Genomic DNA, 19092 nt, shown 5'->3' with positions numbered 1-19092 from the left:
CAGCAAAAAAACCGGATATTTCCGGGTTATGCTAATTCGCCGCGTACTAAGGGCACAAAGCGAACAGCTTCTACCGTGTCGATTAAAAATTCATCCCCGTGGCGCCGCACGCGCTTCAAAAACTGCCGGTCGTCCCCCACGGGTAAAACAAGAATGCCGCCGTCATCCAGCTGCGACAGCAGCGCAGTGGGAATTTCCGGCGGTGCCGCTGTCACAATGATAGCGTCGAACGGCGCTTTTGCCTGCCAGCCCTGCCAGCCATCGCCGTGACGGGTCGAAATATTGTGTAAATCCAGCTGCTTCAGGCGACGCCTGGCGTGCCATTGCAGCCCTTTGATACGCTCCACGGAGCAAACATGCCCTACCAGATGCGCCAGAATCGCGGTCTGGTAGCCAGACCCGGTGCCAATTTCCAGCACTTTTGACTGCGGCGTCAGCTCCAGCAGCTCCGTCATCCTCGCTACCATATACGGCTGAGAGATAGTCTGACCAGACCCAATAGGTAACGCGGTATTTTCCCAGGCTTTGTGTTCAAACGCTTCGTCGACAAACTTCTCACGCGGCACCTGTGCAATAGCCTCAAGAACCTGTTCATTCTTGATGCCCTGGGCACGTAATTGATCGAGAAGAGCCTGTACGCGTTTGCTTACCATTGCGCCTCAACTCCGGCTTTTTCAAGCCAGTGGCCAACGACTTCATGGGCGCTATGTGCGGTTAAATCGACATGCAGCGGCGTCACAGACACATAGCCTTCGTCGACGGCGGCAAAGTCGGTGTCCGGTGCAACATCCAGTTTTTCCCCCGGTGGACCAATCCAGTACACCGTGTTGCCACGCGGATCTTCCTGGCGAATCACCTGGTCTGCCGGATGACGGCTGCCGCAGCGCGTGACGCGAATGCCTTTGATTTGGTCCAGCGGTAAATCTGGAACGTTGATATTCAGAATGCGCCCGGTGCGCAGTGGCTCCCGAGCCAGCGCCCGGAGAATAGAGCAGGTGACCGCCGCAGCGGTCTCATAATGCTGATGGCCATCCAGCGAGACGGCCAGCGCCGGGAGCCCCAAATGACGCCCTTCCGTCGCCGCCGCAACGGTGCCGGAATAGATAACGTCGTCGCCGAGATTTGGCCCGGCGTTGATGCCCGACACCACAATATCCGGGCGCGGATGCATCAAAGCATTGACGCCGAGATAGACACAGTCCGTCGGCGTTCCCATTTGAACGGAGATATCCCCGTTGGCGAGGGTAAAGGTTCTAAGCGATGACTCCAGCGTCAGCGAGTTTGATGCGCCGCTGCGGTTTCTGTCCGGCGCCACCACCTGCACCTCGGCAAATTCACGCAACGCCTTCGCCAGCACCTGAATACCAGGCGCATGGACTCCGTCATCGTTACTCAGCAATATTCGCATAATCACCCGCTGTGTTCATGAGTTCCCTGACAACGCTGGTGGCAAAACTTCCCGCCGGTAACCAGAAGTTCAGCTCGACGGTGACATCATCCCACCAGTTCCAACTCAGCTCTTTCGGCTGAACCAGCATCGCACGGCGCGCCGCTTCCACTCGCTCACGCTTCAGCAGCCCCAGCAGAATCTCTTCATCCGCCACGGATTGCTGCTCAAAAGCCAGCGCTGCATTTTGCGTTCCCCACTCGCCATCGCCCGGGAGCGAAGCGGTGATCAGCAGTTCGCCGTCATTCACTCGCTGTTGCAGACCAGGAAGTTCTTCCGGGGTCGCCACAAACCAGCTGCCGCGCCCTGCCAATTGTAGCGCATCGCCATCAACAACTTGATTAAAGTCTGTTTTTTTCAGGCGCTGGCTAACAATCTGATTAAACAACGCGCTGCGGGCTGCCGACAACCAAAAACTGCGTTTATTTCTGTCGCGCAACGGCGCATTGCTTTCTGCCCAGCGTTTCGCCTGATGCAGGTTATTACCGCCGATGCCAAAACGCTGGCTGCCGAAATAGTTAGGCACGCCCTGCTCCGCTACGGCCTGCAGGCGCTGCTCCATCTCGTGGCGATCGCTTACCTCGCGCAGCACGAGGGTAAAGCGGTTTCCCTTCAGAGCGCCTAAGCGCAGCTTGCGGCGGTGGCGAGCAAACTCCAGCACCTGACAGCCTTCGAGCGTAAAAGCGCTCATGTCCGGCATCTCTTTGCCCGGCAGGCGAACGCAGAACCACTGTTCGGTCACCGCATGTTTGTCTTTTTGCCCGGCAAAGCTGACTTCGCGCGCATGAACTTTAAGGAATTTCGCCAGAGCATCGGCCACGAAACGTGTATTGCAGCCGCTTTTCAGAATACGCAGCAGCAGATGTTCACCGTCACCGTCCGGGCCAAAGCCCAAATCTTCGATCACCACGAAATCTTCTGGGCTGGCCTTGATGACGCCGCTGCCCTGCGGCTTGCCGTGCAGCCACGTCAGGTTTTGCATGTCCATTACTTGCCGGCCTTGTGCAGCAGCGCCACGGCTTCGCAGGCAATACCTTCGCCGCGGCCGGTAAAGCCGAGTTTCTCGGTGGTGGTTGCTTTGACGTTGACGTCATCCATATGGCAGCCGAGGTCTTCGGCAATAAACACGCGCATCTGCGGGATGTGCAGGGCCATTTTCGGCGCCTGGGCGATAATCGTCACATCTACGTTCCCGAGGGTAAAACCTTTGGCCTGAATCCGGCGCCAGGCTTCACGCAGCAGCTCACGGCTGTCCGCCCCTTTAAAAGCAGGATCGGTGTCCGGGAACAGCTTGCCAATATCCCCCAGTGCGGCGGCACCCAGCAGCGCATCGGTCAGGGCATGCAGAGCAACGTCGCCGTCGGAATGAGCCAGCAGCCCTTTCTCGAACGGGACACGAACGCCGCCAATAATAATCGGGCCTTCGCCGCCAAAAGCATGAACATCAAAACCATGTCCAATACGCATTATAAATTCTCCGTTTGGGTTAACCGCGTAAGATAGAAAGCCGCCAGGGCGAGATCTTCAGGGCGAGTCACCTTGATATTATCCGCCCGGGCGCTAATCAGTTCTGGATGAAAGCCGCAATATTCGAGGGCCGACGCTTCATCGGTAATAGTGGCACCTTCATCCAGCGCGCGCAGCAGGCAGCTGCGCAAAAGTTCGAGAGGGAAAAGCTGCGGCGTCAGGGCATGCCAAAGATCTTCACGATCAACCGTATGGGCAATCAGCCCTTTGCCTGGCTCGCCCCGCTTCATGGTGTCGCGAACCGGGGCCGCCAGAATACCGCCGACTTTGCTGCCGGTGGTAATCGCCAGCAGGTTATTCAGGTCGTCCCGGTGCAGGCAGGGGCGTGCGGCATCGTGCACCAGCACCCATTCAGCATTACCTGCGGCCTGCAGGCCAGCCAGCACGGAATCTGCACGTTGCTTGCCGCCAGTCACCACGGTGACGCGAGGATGGGTTGCCAGCGGTAAAGAGGAAAAATAGGTGTCGTTGGGGCTGAGAGCCACGATCACCTGGCCCACGCGCGGATGCGCCATCAGGCTAGCCACCGCGTGTTCGAGAATCGTTTTGTCGCCGATGTGTAGGTACTGCTTAGGACATTCCGTTTGCATACGGCTGCCGATACCGGCGGCCGGTACCACGGCAATTACGTCCGGGGAGGAGTCTGCCATGCCTTTCACTTATGCTGAGTTATCGATTATTTTGCCCGGCGTTGGAGGTATTACCGTTGGCTGCGCGTTTGGAGGCATCCGGCACCAGGCGGTAGAAAGTCTCTCCCGGCTTGGTCATGCTGAGTTCGTTGCGAGCGCGCTCTTCGATCGCTTCCTGGCCGCCGTTGAGGTCGTCAATTTCGGCAAAAAGCTGATCGTTGCGAGATTTTAGTTTGGCATTGGTTGCCTGCTGCGCAGCGACATCTTCGCTGACGCGCGTGTAATCGTGTACGCCGTTTTTTCCGAACCACAGCGAATACTGAAGCCAGACCAGCAAGGCCAGCAACAGCAGCGTTAGTTTACCCATCCTGCCCCCTGAAAAACGGCACAATCATCCCACAACTTTTTCGTCGACTCCACTGCGGCAAGCCACCCTGCGCGCCAAATCGCGCCAGAATTTACCACATAACGCGAATTCATGCGCGATTGGAGCAAGTTTAGCTTAACGTTGCCCATAAATAGTCTGTTACGGTTTGACGCAGTTCGGCACGGCTAACCCATAAGCCACATGAAGAGCACGCCGAACATCAGCGCCACGGAGAGCAGCGTAGCCACACAGCTGAACAGCAGCTTGCCACGCAAGATGGAGTGCAGGGCAATCCCCACCACCACCGCGACCGGCATCAGCGCCAGGAAGAATGGCCAGGTGTAGAGGAAGAAAAAGAGCGTGTTGGGGCCATAGACCAAAAAGGGAATACCTAGCGCCAGCAGCCACGACAAAAAGCCGATAAACGCCCCGGGCAGTGACCAGGTTGTTTCCTCGACCGTCGGGCTGGGTTCAGCCTGAGAGATAACGATATTCGTGCTGTTGCGCATAACTGATTTCATAACCCTGATGGCCGGAAGCGTTGTGCTTCCGGGCGTCTTCAGCAATTGATGATATCGTCGCGACGCAGCAGGTCTAATATTTGGGCCACTAAATTTGTTACTAATTGTTCGCCGTCTAAGTGAATTTCGGCCCGCAGCGGCGCCTCATACGCCGAATCAATCCCGGTAAAATTCTTCAGCTCCCCAGCCCTGGCCTTCTTGTAAAGCCCTTTAGGATCGCGCGTTTCGCAAATGGCTAACGGCGTGTCCACAAACACTTCGTAGAAACGCCCTTCCCCGGCCCGCTCGCGCACCATTTGCCTTTCAGCCCGGTGAGGCGAGATAAACGCGCTGAGCACGACCAGGCCCGCATCCACCATCAGGCCAGCCACTTCGCCAACCCGCCGGATGTTCTCCTTGCGGTCCTCATCGCTAAAGCCCAGGTCGCTGCACAAGCCGTGGCGCACGTTGTCGCCATCAAGCAAGTACGTGCTTACACCAAGTTTATGCAGCTCCTGCTCAAGGGCACCGGCTACGGTCGATTTCCCGGAGCCGGACAAGCCGGTAAACCACAGCACCGCGCCGCGGTGCTTGTGCAAGGCTTCACGCTGCTCACGCGTCACCGGATGAGCATGCCAGACCACGTTTTCATCATGGTCGGCCATTATTTGCCTCCCAGCAGATCGCGCGCGCCCCAGTGTGGGAAGTGGCGACGCACCAGGGCGTTAAGCTCAAGCTCAAACGCGCTGTAGGCCGAAGGTTCCTGATAAACCTCTGTCTGCGGCTCGCGCACCATGCCAGCGCCGACGGTCACGTTGCTCAGTCGGTCAATGAAAATCAGCCCGCCGGTCACCGGGTTGGACTGATATTTATCGAGCACCAGCGGCTCATCGAAGGTGAGATCCACCAGCCCAATTCCGTTCAGCGGCAAACTTTCTACCACGCGCTGAGTCAGCGAGTTAATTTCAACCTGGTACTGAATATTGTCGACGCGCGCACGGGTTTTCTTCCCGGCGATTTTGATATCAAAGCTCTGGCCCGGTACCAGCGGCTGTTCCGCCATCCAGACGACATCCACTTTCGCGCTCTGCACCGCGGCCAGCGATTCAGTCGCTTCCACCAGCAGATCGCCCCGGCTGATGTCGATTTCGTCTTTCAGCACCAGGGTAATCGCTTCCCCCGCGCCGGCTTGTTGCAAATCTCCATCAAAAGTCACGATTCGGGCGATGCTTGATTCCACGCCAGACGGCAGCACTTTGACGCGCTGGCCTACGCTAACGGTGCCGGAAGCGAGCGTCCCCGCATAGCCGCGGAAGTCGAGATTAGGGCGGTTCACGTACTGCACCGGAAAGCGCATTGGCTGCTGCTCCACGCCGCGAATAATCTCTACCGTTTCCAGCACTTCTAGCAGCGTCGGGCCGCTGTACCACGGCATTTGAGCGCTGGCGCTGGCGACGTTATCCCCTTCCAGCGCGGAAAGCGGCACAAAACGGATATCCAGGTCCGCCGGCAGCTGTTGAGCAAAGGTCAGGTAATCCTGCTTGATCTGCTCGAAGGTCTGCTCGCTGAACGCCACCAGATCCATCTTGTTGATCGCCACCACCAGATGTTTGATCCCCAGCAGCGTGGAGATAAAGCTGTGCCGACGGGTTTGATCCAGCACACCTTTGCGGGCGTCGATCAGCAGGATCGCCAGGTCGCAGGTTGAGGCCCCGGTCGCCATATTACGGGTGTACTGTTCGTGCCCCGGCGTGTCGGCAATAATGAATTTGCGTTTCTCGGTGGAGAAATAGCGGTAGGCCACGTCGATGGTAATGCCCTGCTCGCGCTCGGCCTGCAGGCCATCCACCAGCAACGCTAAGTCGAGCTTCTCGCCCTGCGTGCCGTGACGTTTGCTGTCGGTATGCAACGACGAGAGCTGATCTTCATAAATCTGGCGTGTGTCGTGCAGCAGGCGGCCAATCAGGGTGCTTTTACCGTCATCGACGCTGCCGCAGGTCAAAAAGCGCAGCAGGCTTTTGTGCTGCTGGGCGTGCAGGTAGGCTTCGACGCCGCCTTCATCAGCGATTTGTTGTGCAATAGTGGTGTTCATCTGGCGGCTCCTTAGAAATAACCCTGGCGTTTTTTCAGCTCCATCGAGCCGGCCTGGTCGCGGTCAATCATGCGTCCCTGGCGTTCACTGGTAGTGGAAACCAGCATCTCTTCGATGATCTCCGGCAGCGTCTGTGCGGTTGACTCCACCGCGCCGGTCAGCGGCCAGCAGCCCAGGGTACGGAAGCGCACCATACGTTGTTCAATCACTTCACCCGGCTGCAAATCGATACGATCGTCGTCAATCATTATCAGCATACCGTCGCGCTCCAGCACGGGACGCGGTGCCGCCAGATACAGCGGAACGATGTCGATATTTTCCAGGTAGATGTACTGCCAGATATCCAGTTCGGTCCAGTTAGAGAGTGGGAACACGCGAATACTTTCGCCTTTATTTATCTGGCCGTTGTAGTTATGCCACAGCTCAGGCCGCTGGTTTTTTGGGTCCCAGCGATGGAAGCGATCGCGGAAAGAGTAAATACGCTCTTTCGCACGGGATTTCTCTTCATCGCGGCGCGCGCCGCCAAAGGCAGCATCAAAACCGTATTTATTCAGCGCCTGCTTAAGCCCTTCGGTTTTCATGATATCGGTATGCTTGGCGCTCCCGTGAACGAACGGGTTAATACCCATCGCTACACCTTCAGGATTGCGGTGTACGATAAGATCGCAGCCGTAGGCTTTCGCCGTGCGGTCACGGAATTCGTACATTTCGCGGAATTTCCAGCCGGTATCAACGTGCAGCAGCGGGAACGGCAGCGTACCTGGGTAGAAAGCTTTACGGGCCAAATGGAGCATGACCGAAGAGTCTTTCCCAATGGAATACATCATCACCGGATTAGAAAATTCGGCAGCGACCTCACGGATAATATGGATGCTTTCAGCTTCCAGTTGCCGCAAGTGAGTGAGTCGTTTTTGGTCCATAACCTTCCCTTAAGCAGATGCGCCGCGGCCGTTCATCGCAGCCGCTTGAGATTTAATCTAAGGGGACTATAAGTCTTGGGCTTATTTGTTATGAAATTACGAATTGGAATGACTAGTTCCCGAAAAGAATAACGCCACGGCAAAGCTAACGACAAAATGTGCTTAACCAGTCGTTTTTTCGCGGGTTTAAGAGCAAATGAAATTGTTTAACCTGGCTCACAGTTTCATACTAACGGCGCTTAAAATTTCCGACTAATAAAGATGAATAAGGACGTACTATGTTTTCCGCATTGCGCCGCTCGGTGATTTGCCTGGCGCTGGGCGCGTGCTTTAGCTTTCCCGCAGTGGCGAAGGTCACGCAGCAGGGCGACCTTGCCGACCAGCAAACCCGCCATATCGCGACTTATTTTCCGGGCCGAATGACCGGCAGCCCTGCCGAAATGCTGGCCGCAGATTATATTCAGCAGCAGTTTAAAAGCTGGGGATACCAGAGCGATATTCGCCAGTTTAATACCCGCTATATCTACACCACGAAAGCGGGACATCAGACCTGGCATAACGTCACTACCAGCAGCGTGATTGCCGCCCGTGAAGGTAAACTACCGCAGCAAATTATTATCATGGCGCATCTGGACACCTATACGCCGCTCAATGATAAAGACGTGGACAATAATCTCGGCGGCCTCACGCTGCAGGGCGTGGACGATAATGCTTCCGGCCTTGGCGTCATGCTGGAGCTGGCCGAGCGCCTGAAAGATATTCCTACCCGCTACGGCATCCGCTTTATTGCCACCAGTGGAGAAGAAATTGGCTCCCTGGGTGCGAAAAATATTCTGGAGCGCATGAGCAAAGCGGAGCAGGCCAACACGCTGCTGGTGATCAACCTGGACAGCCTGATCGTTGGCGATAAGCTCTACTTCAATAGCGGGGCATCAACGCCTGCGGCCGTGCGTAAACTGACCCGCGATCGCGCGCTGACGCTGGCTCATCGCGCTGGGATTCAGGCCACCAGCAATCCGGGACTGAATACGAAATACCCGAAAGGCACCGGCTGCTGTGGCGATGCTGAACCATTCGACAAGGCCGGGATCCCGGTGCTGTCCGTGGAAGCCACCAACTGGACGCTTGGGGCGAAAGACGGTTATCAGCAGCGCAGTAAAAACAAGGCATTTCCAGACGGTACCAGCTGGCATAACGCCACGCTCGACAACCTCGAGTATCTGGATAAAGCGCTGCCGGGCAGAATTAAGCGCCGCAGCCATGACACGGTGCGTATTCTGCTCCCGCTGGTGAAAGAGTTGGCGAAGGCCGGGAAGTGATTTTCCCCTCGCCGCAATGGCGAGGGGGTATTTATTCGTGCAAACCGCACTCGCGTTTGAGGCCAAAGAAGCGCGTCTCTTCTTCTGCCATGCCAGGTTCCCATTTACGGGTGGTGTGGGTATCGCCGACGGACAAATAGCCCTGATCCCAGAGCGGATGGTACTTCAGCCCGTGCTCGGTCAGGTACTGGTAAACCGTGCGGTTATCCCAGTCGATGATCGGCAGAATTTTAAAGACTTCACGCTGTACGGCCAGCACCGGCAAATTGGCGCGGCTGCCGGACTGTTCACGACGCAGGCCAGCAAACCAGGTTTGCGCCTCCAGCGTTTTCAGCGCGCGGTTCATCGGCTCAACTTTGTTGATGTCGTTGTAGCGCTCAATGCCCTCCACGCCCTGCTCCCACAGTTTGCCGTAACGCGCTTCCTGCCAGGCCGGGCTTTCGGTCGCGCGGAACACCTGCAAATTCAGCTTCAGCTTGTCGGTAAGCTCGTCGATAAACTGGTAGGTTTCCGGGAACAGATAGCCGGTATCGGTCAGGATCACCGGGATATCGGGGCGCTGCTGCGTGACCAGATGCAGACACACGGCGGCCTGAATGCCGAAGCTGGACGAGAGCACAAATTCCCCAGGCAGATTTTCCAGCGCCCAGGTCACGCGCTGCTGCGCGCTAAGTTTTTCCAGCTGAGCGTTGACTTCGGCGAGCGCCATGACGCGTTCGACTTTAGGAAGGGTGTTCAGTTCGTTTAAATCAAGTACGGACATACGTGCCTCACTTAGTAATCAATGACCCTTACCCCGGCCCTCTCCCTGGAAGGGAGAGGGGGAAGCGAAGCCAGGCAATCGTTATGCTAATCCCCTCTCCCCTTTGGGGAGAGGGTTAGGGTGAGGGGAAAAAACTAGTCCCACAAATCCCTGGCCGGATCGAGCACCAGGCGAATAATCCCAGCGCGTACGGTAAAATCACCAAAGCCTTCGTCGGTCTCACGTTCTTTCGCCCAGCGGCCCACCAGCTCATCAATCGAGCTGAGGATCTCTGGCTCGGTGATATTTTCGCGATACATGCGCGGAATACGCGTCCCGATACGGTTGCCGCCAATGTGCAGGTTGTAGCGCCCTGGCGCTTTCCCCACGAGGCCAATTTCGGCCAGCATCGCGCGGCCACAGCCGTTCGGGCAGCCGGTAACACGCATCACAATGTGCTCATCCGGCACTTTGTGTTTATCCATCACCTGCTCAACTTTGGTGACAAACTCCGGCAGGAAGCGTTCGGCTTCCGCCATCGCCAGCGGGCAGGTCGGGAACGCCACGCAGGCCATTGAGTTCTCACGCTGCGGCGTAACCGCATTCATCAAGCCAGACTCGGTTGCCAACTTCTCAATTTTAGCCTTTTCGCTTTCCGGCACACCGGCGACGATCAGGTTCTGGTTTGCCGTCAGGCGGAAATCACCTTTGTGGATCCTGGCTATCTCCAGCAGACCGGTTTTCAGCGGTCGCCCAGGGTAATCCAGGATGCGGCCATTTTCGATAAACAGCGTCAGGTGCCATTTGTCGTCAATGCCCTTCACCCAGCCAATACGATCGCCGCGGCCGGTAAATTCGTATGCGCGGGTTGGCTCAAACTTGATGCCAGCGCGGCGCTCAACTTCCGCCTTAAACACGTCAACGCCAACGCGCTCAAGGGTATATTTGGTTTTAGCATTTTTACGGTCGGTACGGTTTCCCCAGTCGCGCTGGGTTGTCACCACCGCTTCCGCTACCGCCAGAGTATGCTCCAGCGGAATGTAGCCGAATTCGCTTGCCGTGCGGGCATAGGTATTTTTATTCCCGTGCTCGATGGACAAGCCACCGCCGACCAGCAGGTTGAAGCCAACCAGCTTGCCGTTTTCCGCAATCGCGATGAAGTTCATATCGTTGGCGTGCAGATCCACGTCGTTCTGCGGCGGGATCACTACCGTAGTTTTAAACTTACGCGGCAGATAGGTCGGCCCCAGAATCGGCTCTTCGTCGGTGGTGGCGACTTTTTCTTTGTCCCACCAAATCTCGGCGTAGGCGCGGGTGCGCGGCAGCAGGTGCTCAGAGAGCTTTTTCGCCCATTCGTAGGCTTCCTGATGCAGCTCAGACTCTACCGGGTTAGAAGTACACAGCACGTTACGGTTCACGTCGTTGGCCGTCGCCAGCGCGTCCAGGCCCACCTCGTGCAGCATTTCATGCGCGGGCTTGACGTTCTTCTTCAGAATGCCGTGGAACTGGAACGTCTGGCGGTTGGTCAGGCGAATGCTGCCGTAGATAGTCTTATCTTCGGCGAACTTATCAATAGCCTGCCACTGCTGGGTGGTGATAATCCCCCCCGGCAGGCGACAGCGGAGCATCATCGCGTGACGCGGCTCCAGCTTCTGCTCAGCGCGTTCGGCTCGAATATCACGGTCATCCTGCTGATACATGCCGTGGAAGCGGATCAGCAGGAAGTTGTCGCCGTTGAAACCGCCGGTCAGGCCATCCTGCAGATCTTCTTTAATGGTGCCGCGCAGAAAATCGCTGTCGCGCTTCAGGCGTTCGGCGTCGACCAGTTTGCCTTCGACCACCAGAGGGCCAGGGTGTTTTTCACTCATTAGTAGACATCTCGCTGATAACGGCGCTCAACGCGCAGCTCACTTAAAAATTCATCTGCCGCTTCGGTGTCCATGCCACCGTGGACGGCAACCACTTCCAGTAACGCCTGCTCAACGTCCTTCGCCATACGGTTGGCGTCGCCGCAGACGTAAATGTGGGCACCTTCCTGAATCCAGCGCCACAGTTCCGCGCCTTTCTCGCGCAGTTTGTCTTGTACGTATATTTTATGCTGCTGGTCACGGGACCAGACTAAATCGATGTTCGTCAGCAGGCCGTCTTTGACGTAGCGCTGCCATTCCACCTGATAAAGGAAATCTTCGGTAAAGTGCGGGTTGCCAAAGAACAGCCAGTTCTTGCCGCCAGCGCCGTCGCTGTCGCGCTGCTGAATAAAGGCGCGGAACGGGGCGATGCCGGTGCCGGGGCCAATCATAATGACCGGGGTTTCAGGGTTGGCCGGTAAGCGGAAGTTATCGTTATGTTCAATGAACACGCGCACTTCGCCATCTTCCTCAAGGCGGTCGGCCAGGAAACCTGAAGCGCCACCGCTGCGGGCACGGCCTTCGATGTCATAGCGCACCGCGCCCACGGTAATGTGGACTTCGGTTTCAGCTTCCGCCTGCGAAGAGGCAATAGAATAAAGGCGCGGTGTGAGCGGACGCAGCAGGCCAGTCAGCTGTTCAGCCGTCAGCTCTGCCGGGGCGTAGCGCACCATGTCCACAATCGGCGTGGTCTGCGCGTAATGCTGTAATTTGGCTTTATCGCCCACCAGCTCCAGCAGCGCCGTGTTGCGGGTCAGCTGGGCGTAGTTTTCAACGATATTGCCGGTGTTGACCGTCAGCTCGAAGTGCCACTGCAGCGCTTCGCTTAACGGCAGCGTTTTGCCATCGACGGTGACGCTTTCATCGCCTTTCAGCCATAGCAGATCCGTCAGCTCTTTCACCAGCGCCGGATCGTTCTGATACCAGACGCCAAGCGCATCGCCCGGCTGATAGCGCATGCCGGAGTCGCCAAGATCGATTTCGATATGGCGCACGTCTTTATCGGAGTCACGGCCGGTAATTTTCTGGTTCACCGCAAGCGTGGCGGTCAACGGTGATTCTTTGCTGTAAGGGCTGGTGAAGATTTCGTTGCTCACGCCCGTGGCCGTCGCGGCAGCCTGAGCCGGTGTTTCGGCCGGGACGCGGGATTTCAGCAGTTCAACGATTTGGCTGCGCCATGCCTGGGCGGCAGGCTGGTACTCTACGTCGGTATCAACGCGATCCAACAGGCGCTCGCCGCCTAATTCAGCCAGTTTACTGTCGAAGTCTTTGCCTGACTGGCAGAAGAATTCATACGAGCTGTCACCGAGGCCAAAGACGGCAAACGCGGTGCCGTTCAACTTCGGTGCTTTTTTCGAGAACAGGAATTTGTGCAGGGCCACGGCCTCTTCAGGCGGCTCCCCTTCCCCTTGCGTGGAACTGACGACAATCAGCAGTTTTTCCTGGGCAATTTGTTTGAATTTGTAGTCGCCCGCGTTCACCAGATTGACGTTCAGCTTCGCCGCCAGCAGGTCGTCCCGCAGCTGCTCACTCACGCGGCGTGCGTTGCCGGTCTGCGACGCGGAAATTAGCGTAATCACTGGGACTTCTGCCGCAGGGGCCGGAGCCGCCGCGACAGCACCAGGCTGCTGGTTAATCATTCCCCAGAAATAACCGGATAACCAGGCCAGCTGAGTGGTTGAAAAATCAGTGGTCGCCGCCTGAAGGCGTGCCAGCTGGTCCGGCGTTAACGGCAGCAAAGCGCTCGGTGGAACCTGAGAAGTCATACGTATTTAGCTTCCAGTAGCAAAGGGCAAAAAAGGGCTTACAGACTGTAATGAGTCAAGGTTAACCAGCAGGTTATCAACAATTAAAGAAGGGATGGAAATAATAAATAACTAAAACGACTAATCGTTTTTTCAGGTAAATCATAGTGTTAAAAGTGATTACCTAACTACCTGATGAATATAAGATTTCAGCGCATTCACCGCTATTTACACCATGCTGCAGGGCAATGCGCCGTTTAGTTAATGCGAAAAATAGTCCATTCCGCTATCATGCGGCGGTTTTTTGAATTCCAGAGAGTCGAATGATGTCCACCACCCTGTTTAAAGATTTTACCTTCGAAGCCGCCCACCGCCTGCCGCACGTCCCGGAAGGTCACAAATGCGGTCGCCTGCATGGCCACTCCTTTATGGTGCGCCTGGAAATCACCGGCGAGGTAGATCCTTATACCGGTTGGATCATGGACTTCTCCGAGCTGAAAGCCGCGTTTAAGCCAACCTACGATCGCCTCGATCACTATTATCTGAACGATATCCCAGGGCTTGAAAACCCCACCAGCGAAGTGCTGGCGAAATGGATTTGGGATCAGATGAAACCTGTTGTGCCGCTGCTGAGCGCGGTGATGATCAAAGAAACCTGCACCGCAGGCTGCGTCTACCGCGGCGAATAAGCTAAAAAAAGTCCGGAAATCACTCCGGACTTTTCCTCTCTGCGTCCCCCATCAAGCTAATTTTCATCCCACTTTGGTAAGCTGCGACGTCGCAACTAAAAGGTGCACGGGATGGCCACTACAGATTTCGATATTATCGTCGTTGGCGCGGGGATCGCAGGCTCCTGCTGCGCGGTAGAGTGCGCGCGCGCCGGGCTAAATGTTCTGCTTGTTGAGCGGGCAACTCAGCCGGGAGGCAAAAACCTGTCGGGCGGCAGGCTTTACACCGCCGCGTTTGATGCCCTCTTTCCTGATTTTTCTCGCGCCGCACCACTCGAACGCTGTATCACCCATGAAAAACTCTCCGCGCTGACGGCAGAAACGTCCACGACGTTGAGTTTCCAGCACCCTTCGGCAGCGTCATACAGCGTGCTGCGTGCCCGGCTGGATCCGTGGCTGTTCCAGCAGGCTGAACAAGCGGGCGCGCAGTGCCTGACGGCGACTCAGGTCGATAGCCTGCATGTTGAAAGCGGCGCGGTGAGCGGCGTGGTGATCGAAGGCGAAGTGCTGAGCGCCAAAGCCGTGGTTATCGCCGAAGGGGCCAATACCCTTCTGGCGGAACAGCACAAGCTGTTGCACAAGTTACCCGAGCACAGCGTTGCCGTTGGCGTGAAAGAAATGCTGGCGCTACCGAAAGAAGATCTCGAGAACCGCTTCTCGCTTGAAGGTAACGCCGGTGCCGCCTGGCTGTTCACCGGCGGCATCTGCGGTGAACAGCCTGCGGGCGGGTTCCTCTATACCAATCTAGATACGCTGTCTGTCGGCATTGTCTGCCCGCTATCTTCAATTCGGGCTGCCTCTGCTTCGCTTCCCGATCTGCTGGAAAACTTCAAGCAGCACCCGACGCTGCGCCCGCTTCTGCGCCGTGCCGAGCTGGTGGAATACGGCGCGCATCTGATTCCTGAATGTGGCCTGAACGGGCTTCCCGAGCGCCTGGCCGGCCCCGGCTATTTGCTGGTGGGCGACAGCGCCCGTTTCTGTATCAATACCGGTTTCACCGTGCGCGGCATGGATTTGGCGGCGCTTTCGGCAAAAGCGGCGGCGCAAACGCTGATTCAAGCGCTACAAGAAAATATCAGTGTCGATCTTCATCAGGCGTACCGCCACCAGTTGGCGTGCACTTCGCTGTGGGCGGTGCTGGAGCGCTATCGCAAAATGCCTGATTTTTTACAAACGCCGGGGCTGTTTCAGGACTATCCGCACCTGCTGGCTGAGCTGCAGCGTGATATCTTTGATCCCCAGCATTCACCGCCGCCACGGCTCAGCAGCCTGCTGTGGAAACATGCCCGCAAAACGGGTATTTCCAGACTGGTTAAAGACATTTTTCGCGGAGGGCGCAGCCTGTGAACCTGCATGAGAAACTGGCCAGAAACGCCTGGCAACCTGCGGAGAAACCACACATTGTCCCCGCAGATGATCCCGATATCGAACAGCTTACTCTGCTGGTACGAGCCTGCCCCGCCGGGCTATACCGACAGAAAGAAGACGGCAGCCTGCACATTGATACCGCCGGCTGCCTGGAGTGCGGCACCTGCCGCCTGCTGTGCGACGAACAAACCCTCAGCCGCTGGCACTACCCGCCCGCAGGCTGCGGCATCCAATTACGCTTTGGTTAATGGAGTCCAAGCTGTGTCCCTGATGTCCCTACTCAAGCAACACCCGCTGATTGCAGCGGTAAAAGATAACCAGAGCCTGCAGCTGGCGCTGGAATCCGACTGCCAGGTGATTTCCGTGCTGTACGGCAATATCTGCACCATTACCGGCATCGTGCAGCAAATTAAGAAGGCGAATAAATACGCGCTGGTGCACGTCGATTTACTGGAAGGGACATCGAATAAAGAGATTGTGATTAACTTTCTGAAACTGGTGACCCAGGCCGACGGCGTGATCAGTACCAAAGCGCCAATGGTGAAAGCGGCCAGGGCGCAGGGGTTCTTTGCCATTCACCGGCTGTTTATCGTCGATTCCATCTCTTACCACAACATCGATAAACAGGTGGCCCAGTCGAACCCGGACTGCATCGAGATCCTGCCGGGATGTATGCCGAAAGTGATGAAATGGGTCACAGAAAAAATCGACCTGCCGGTGATTGCCGGTGGCCTGGTGTGCGACGCAGAGGACGCCAACAACGCACTCAGCGCCGGGGCGTTGGCTATCTCCACCACCAATACCGGCGTCTGGCAGTTGGCTAAATATCTTCCCTGACACAGGTTTGCAGCTCGGTTAGCACCGGCAGCAGGTCATCGACGATCCCCACATCGGCGTGGCGGAAAATCGCCGCCTGCGGATCGTTGTTGATGGCAACAATGAACCGGCTGTGGGCAATACCGCTGATAAAGGCCGGTGCGCCGGAGACACCTGCCGCAATACAAACGTCTGCGGCAACCTGGGTACCGGACATCCCCAGCAGTTTGTCCATGCTGCACCAGGCGTGCATCACCGCTTCGCGGCTGGCGCCGGTTTCCATGCCCAGACAGCAGGCAATCTCCTCTACCTGCGCCATGGCTTGAGGGCTGCCAACTCCCCGTCCCACCGCCAGCACAAGCCTGGCATCGGCCAGGCCGGATTCGGCTTCATCGGCAATTGCCCGGGATTCAAGCAGCCAGGCGGGCTTCTGTGCTGCCACGGGAATCGGTACATACTCGATCTCCGGTTGCCAGGGTTTGGCTCCCGGCGCGGCGGCTACGCTCAGGCACCAGGGCTTATTGTGCAGTTGAAGCTCAGCCACCAGCGCGCCGCCATAGGCGTTTTTGCGCACCACCTGCCGGGCAAAATCCGCGTCGTTAATCGCGCTCCACGCCTCCCCTTGCAGCCGGTGAGCCAGCCGGGTGGCAAGCTCCGCGCCCTGCCAGCCAGAAGGGAATAACAGCATGTCTACTGGGGCAGACACAAAATGGGTATACAACCCCTCCAGCAGCGGCTCGCTGAATTCACTCTCCGGCAGCAGCCAGGCTTCGACATGTTCTGGTGCCATTTCACTGCACGCAATGAAATGCCCTATCTCACTGAGCGCCGACGCTTGCCTCGCTTCAGGCAAAACCAGGGCAATTTTCATGATTTCATCCTTTTACGTAGCCAGTCACAGTAGAGGCTGCGGACCTTTTCGCGCACATCGCTGCCCTGAATAATTAAGCCGCCGCGCTGCCGCTGAGGGTGATCCAGCCCGACCAGAGGAGAGAATGCCTCCTCATGACCAGGGACTTTCACTGGCAAGACCTCAACATCCGAAGCTTTCACCGCCAGCTTTTGTCGCAGGCCAGGCGTTCTCAGGCAGTAATCGCCACGGCTTTCAATCATCAGCACCGCAGGCAGCCGCACGGTCAGGCTGCGTTTTCCTGCGCCGTGCCGCTGTTTCAGGCAAAGCTGCTGCCGTTCAGCATCGAGCGTGAAATCATAGACCTGAGTGAAACACGGCCAGCCCAGCTGTTCGGCGAGGTAAAACCCCGTCTGGCCGCTGTTGCCTTCGGCGCTGCGTGAGCCCATGACCACCAGAGATTGAGAATGTTGCTGCTGCCATGCGGCCAGCAAGGCAGCCACTGAGGCGGGAGAAAAAGTCAGCTCGTCATCCGGCTGCAGCCGAACGGCTCGCAGGAACCCCAGCGCTTTGAACTGGCGAAGAAAGCTGTCCGCCCGCTCGTGACCAATGCTTAAGGCGGTAAGGTTTAAGCCTTCAGCCTGACGCAGCAGTATCTCCGCGGCAGCCGCCTCATCTTCTCCCAGACAAGGGCGCGTTATCGAGGTGTCCAGGCTGCCCTGTCCGGCGGTCAGCCAGTCTTTTTCCGCCAGCATGGCGAGGTCTGGCTCGGCCTTAAAGGCTAACAGAATGTTCATGATTCACCCCCGGCGGCTGCTCTTTATTCCCGGACGCGGCCACAAGGCTCATGTTTCGCGTTTCCGGCGCCCAGAAGACGGAAACCAGCAGGCCCAGCATCAGAACCGCGCTCAGCAACAGCATGGTGTTTTGCACCCCGAAGGAGACCAGCGCCACCGGCAGCAGTCCGGTGCTAATTGCCGAACCCAGGCGGCTCATCGACGTCGCAAACCCTACGCCCAGCGAGCGAATATCCGTCGGGAAACTCTCAGCGGGGAGAACGCCGACCAGGTTGCTGACCGCCGAAATGGTCAGCGTAAAAACAAAGAACAGCAGCAGGATGAGGGTGCCGTGTTGTTCCGGCACCAGCGCCAGTGCGGTAAGGCTGAAGAACAGCACCAGAAAACCGCCGATCAGGAAGCCGCGTCTTGAGCAGCGGTGGGTCAGCACCAGGCCCGCGATCGCGCCCACCACCAGCACCACATTCAGCAACAGGCTGGCGGTCAGGCCATCCTGCATACCCAGCAGCCCGGTAATGGACGGCAGCCAGGTATAAATCGCAAACCACGGGATCACCAGGCAAACAAAGAACAGGCTATTAAACGCGGTACGCCGCCAGTATTGCCCGGAAAACAACGTGCGGAGATGGCGGGAAGTTGGCACCGCAATCTCATCGCTAATAACAACATGTTCGCCGAAGCAGCGGCGCACAATCTGATGCGCTTCGGACACCCGCCCCTGGCGAAGCAGCCAACGAGGAGATTCCGGGGTGCCCCAGCGCAAGAAAGTGATTAACAACGCAGGCAACGCGGCCGACGCCAGCAGCCAGCGCCAGGCTTCCGGCCCGCTCTCCACTAGCTGATGCCCAATGAGGCTCGCCAGCACATAACCCAGCGTCCAGACCACACTAAAAGCGCCGAGCAACACGCCACGATGTTTGCGCGGGGCAAATTCGGCCAACATGGTGTGGCCCACGGAGTAGTCGCCGCCCAGCCCGATGCCAATCAGCACCCGCAGCAGAATCAACTGCTCTACGTTACTAACGAAAAATTGTAAAAAGGAGGCCAGTGTGATGAGCACGAAGCTGAAGTTAAAGATTTTCTGACGACCAATATGATCGGAGATCCAGCCCAGCACCAGGCTGCCCAGAAACAGCCCAAACAGCGCCGAGCCGCCCACTAATCCTTCCTGAAGCGGCGTCAGGCTCATTTGCGGCGCAATCATCACCAGCGCAAAGCCAATTACGCCGAGCACGTAGCCGTCCGTCAAGTGAGCGCCGAAGGTCAGCCCGGCAATGCGTAAATGAAAGCGATTAAGCGGCAGGTCATCCATACGAACCGGTTCGGCGTGCATACTGA

21 protein-coding genes are annotated in these 19092 nt (G+C 57.2%); 5 read left to right on the top strand and 16 right to left on the bottom strand.

Annotated elements, in window-relative coordinates; all coding sequences use genetic code 11:
* Positions 1–26 precede the first annotated feature (26 nt).
* The 10 genes from ACREYP_RS03860 to cysD form a co-directional block, all read right to left on the bottom strand.
* Positions 27–653, bottom strand: a complete 627-nt coding sequence (locus ACREYP_RS03860) for a protein-L-isoaspartate(D-aspartate) O-methyltransferase (RefSeq protein ID WP_008458329.1) — start codon at positions 651–653, stop codon at positions 27–29.
* On the bottom strand, positions 647–1408 hold the full coding sequence (gene surE / locus ACREYP_RS03855) for a 5'/3'-nucleotidase SurE (RefSeq protein ID WP_039287134.1): 762 nt from the start codon (positions 1406–1408) through the stop codon (positions 647–649). The genes ACREYP_RS03860 and surE overlap by 7 nt, the downstream gene beginning before the upstream one ends.
* The gene (truD, locus tag ACREYP_RS03850; RefSeq protein ID WP_008458331.1) at positions 1389–2435 is read right to left on the bottom strand and encodes a tRNA pseudouridine(13) synthase TruD; all 1047 of its coding nucleotides are present in this window, start codon (positions 2433–2435) and stop codon (positions 1389–1391) included. Before truD ends, surE begins: the two co-directional genes overlap by 20 nt.
* Positions 2435–2914 (bottom strand): 2-C-methyl-D-erythritol 2,4-cyclodiphosphate synthase, encoded by a 480-nt coding sequence (ispF, locus tag ACREYP_RS03845; RefSeq protein WP_498881112.1) that lies wholly within the window; start codon positions 2912–2914, stop codon positions 2435–2437. The genes truD and ispF overlap by 1 nt, the downstream gene beginning before the upstream one ends.
* Positions 2914–3624, bottom strand: coding sequence for an IspD/TarI family cytidylyltransferase (ispD, locus tag ACREYP_RS03840; protein ID WP_498533068.1), 711 nt, complete (start codon positions 3622–3624; stop codon positions 2914–2916). Before ispD ends, ispF begins: the two co-directional genes overlap by 1 nt.
* Before the next feature lie 19 nt (positions 3625–3643).
* Positions 3644–3970 carry a cell division protein FtsB gene (gene ftsB / locus ACREYP_RS03835; protein ID WP_008458337.1) on the bottom strand — a complete coding sequence of 109 codons (327 nt, stop codon included), beginning with the start codon at positions 3968–3970 and terminating at the stop codon, positions 3644–3646.
* A gap of 185 nt (positions 3971–4155) precedes the next feature.
* Entirely contained in the window at positions 4156–4479 is a 324-nt protein-coding gene (locus ACREYP_RS03830) for a DUF3561 family protein (protein ID WP_008458338.1), read from the bottom strand.
* A gap of 50 nt (positions 4480–4529) precedes the next feature.
* Positions 4530–5135 carry an adenylyl-sulfate kinase gene (gene cysC, locus ACREYP_RS03825; RefSeq protein ID WP_039287155.1) on the bottom strand — a complete coding sequence of 202 codons (606 nt, stop codon included), beginning with the start codon at positions 5133–5135 and terminating at the stop codon, positions 4530–4532.
* Complete coding sequence (gene cysN / locus ACREYP_RS03820; RefSeq protein ID WP_494493638.1) at positions 5135–6562, bottom strand: sulfate adenylyltransferase subunit CysN; 1428 nt, start codon at positions 6560–6562, stop codon at positions 5135–5137. Before cysN ends, cysC begins: the two co-directional genes overlap by 1 nt.
* 11 nt (positions 6563–6573) lie before the next feature.
* The gene (gene cysD, locus ACREYP_RS03815; RefSeq protein WP_498881111.1) at positions 6574–7482 is read right to left on the bottom strand and encodes a sulfate adenylyltransferase subunit CysD; all 909 of its coding nucleotides are present in this window, start codon (positions 7480–7482) and stop codon (positions 6574–6576) included.
* A gap of 278 nt (positions 7483–7760) precedes the next feature.
* Between cysD and ACREYP_RS03810 the strand changes: the two genes are divergently transcribed.
* Positions 7761–8801: an aminopeptidase gene (locus ACREYP_RS03810; protein ID WP_008458347.1), complete on the top strand. Its 1041-nt coding sequence runs from the start codon at positions 7761–7763 to the stop codon at positions 8799–8801.
* A gap of 31 nt (positions 8802–8832) precedes the next feature.
* On the opposite strand, the gene cysH is transcribed toward ACREYP_RS03810, so the two are convergent.
* From cysH to cysJ, 3 genes are all read right to left on the bottom strand, one after another.
* Positions 8833–9564, bottom strand: coding sequence for an adenylyl/phosphoadenylyl-sulfate reductase (gene cysH / locus ACREYP_RS03805; protein WP_498881110.1), 732 nt, complete (start codon positions 9562–9564; stop codon positions 8833–8835).
* Between the two features lie 134 nt (positions 9565–9698).
* Positions 9699–11411 carry an assimilatory sulfite reductase (NADPH) hemoprotein subunit gene (gene cysI, locus ACREYP_RS03800; RefSeq protein WP_498881109.1) on the bottom strand — a complete coding sequence of 571 codons (1713 nt, stop codon included), beginning with the start codon at positions 11409–11411 and terminating at the stop codon, positions 9699–9701.
* The gene (gene cysJ, locus ACREYP_RS03795) at positions 11411–13216 is read right to left on the bottom strand and encodes an NADPH-dependent assimilatory sulfite reductase flavoprotein subunit (protein ID WP_008458353.1); all 1806 of its coding nucleotides are present in this window, start codon (positions 13214–13216) and stop codon (positions 11411–11413) included. The genes cysI and cysJ overlap by 1 nt, the downstream gene beginning before the upstream one ends.
* Before the next feature lie 302 nt (positions 13217–13518).
* Here cysJ and queD point away from each other — a divergent pair, with 302 nt between their 5' ends.
* The 4 genes from queD (at position 13519) to ACREYP_RS03775 (ending at position 16128) form a co-directional block, all read left to right on the top strand.
* Positions 13519–13884 carry a 6-carboxytetrahydropterin synthase QueD gene (queD, locus tag ACREYP_RS03790; RefSeq protein ID WP_162473299.1) on the top strand — a complete coding sequence of 122 codons (366 nt, stop codon included), beginning with the start codon at positions 13519–13521 and terminating at the stop codon, positions 13882–13884.
* Between the two features lie 111 nt (positions 13885–13995).
* Complete coding sequence (locus ACREYP_RS03785) at positions 13996–15270, top strand: FAD-dependent oxidoreductase (RefSeq protein ID WP_498881108.1); 1275 nt, start codon at positions 13996–13998, stop codon at positions 15268–15270.
* The gene (locus tag ACREYP_RS03780; protein ID WP_008458357.1) at positions 15267–15539 is read left to right on the top strand and encodes a ferredoxin family protein; all 273 of its coding nucleotides are present in this window, start codon (positions 15267–15269) and stop codon (positions 15537–15539) included. The genes ACREYP_RS03785 and ACREYP_RS03780 overlap by 4 nt, the downstream gene beginning before the upstream one ends.
* Before the next feature lie 13 nt (positions 15540–15552).
* Positions 15553–16128: a glycerol-3-phosphate responsive antiterminator gene (locus tag ACREYP_RS03775; RefSeq protein ID WP_008458359.1), complete on the top strand. Its 576-nt coding sequence runs from the start codon at positions 15553–15555 to the stop codon at positions 16126–16128.
* Here ACREYP_RS03775 and ACREYP_RS03770 read toward each other — a convergent pair.
* From ACREYP_RS03770 to ACREYP_RS03760, 3 genes are read right to left on the bottom strand one after another with little or no spacing between them, the layout of a single operon-like run.
* Positions 16112–16978 carry an electron transfer flavoprotein subunit alpha/FixB family protein gene (locus ACREYP_RS03770; RefSeq protein WP_498881107.1) on the bottom strand — a complete coding sequence of 289 codons (867 nt, stop codon included), beginning with the start codon at positions 16976–16978 and terminating at the stop codon, positions 16112–16114. The two genes, ACREYP_RS03775 and ACREYP_RS03770, sit on opposite strands and share 17 nt — an antisense overlap.
* On the bottom strand, positions 16975–17754 hold the full coding sequence (locus ACREYP_RS03765; RefSeq protein ID WP_498881106.1) for an electron transfer flavoprotein subunit beta/FixA family protein: 780 nt from the start codon (positions 17752–17754) through the stop codon (positions 16975–16977). Before ACREYP_RS03765 ends, ACREYP_RS03770 begins: the two co-directional genes overlap by 4 nt.
* A complete protein-coding gene (locus ACREYP_RS03760; RefSeq protein ID WP_008458365.1) occupies positions 17732–19087 on the bottom strand; it encodes an MFS transporter in 1356 nt (451 codons plus the stop codon). The genes ACREYP_RS03765 and ACREYP_RS03760 overlap by 23 nt, the downstream gene beginning before the upstream one ends.
* Positions 19088–19092 lie beyond the last annotated feature (5 nt).

This window comes from Enterobacter sp. TMH.L2 (assembly GCF_050847315.1).
In the GTDB taxonomy this organism is placed as follows: Bacteria; Pseudomonadota; Gammaproteobacteria; order Enterobacterales; family Enterobacteriaceae; genus Cedecea.
The sequence above is the reverse complement of the archived record's forward strand: the minus strand, read 5'-3'. Positions and strand labels throughout refer to the sequence as shown.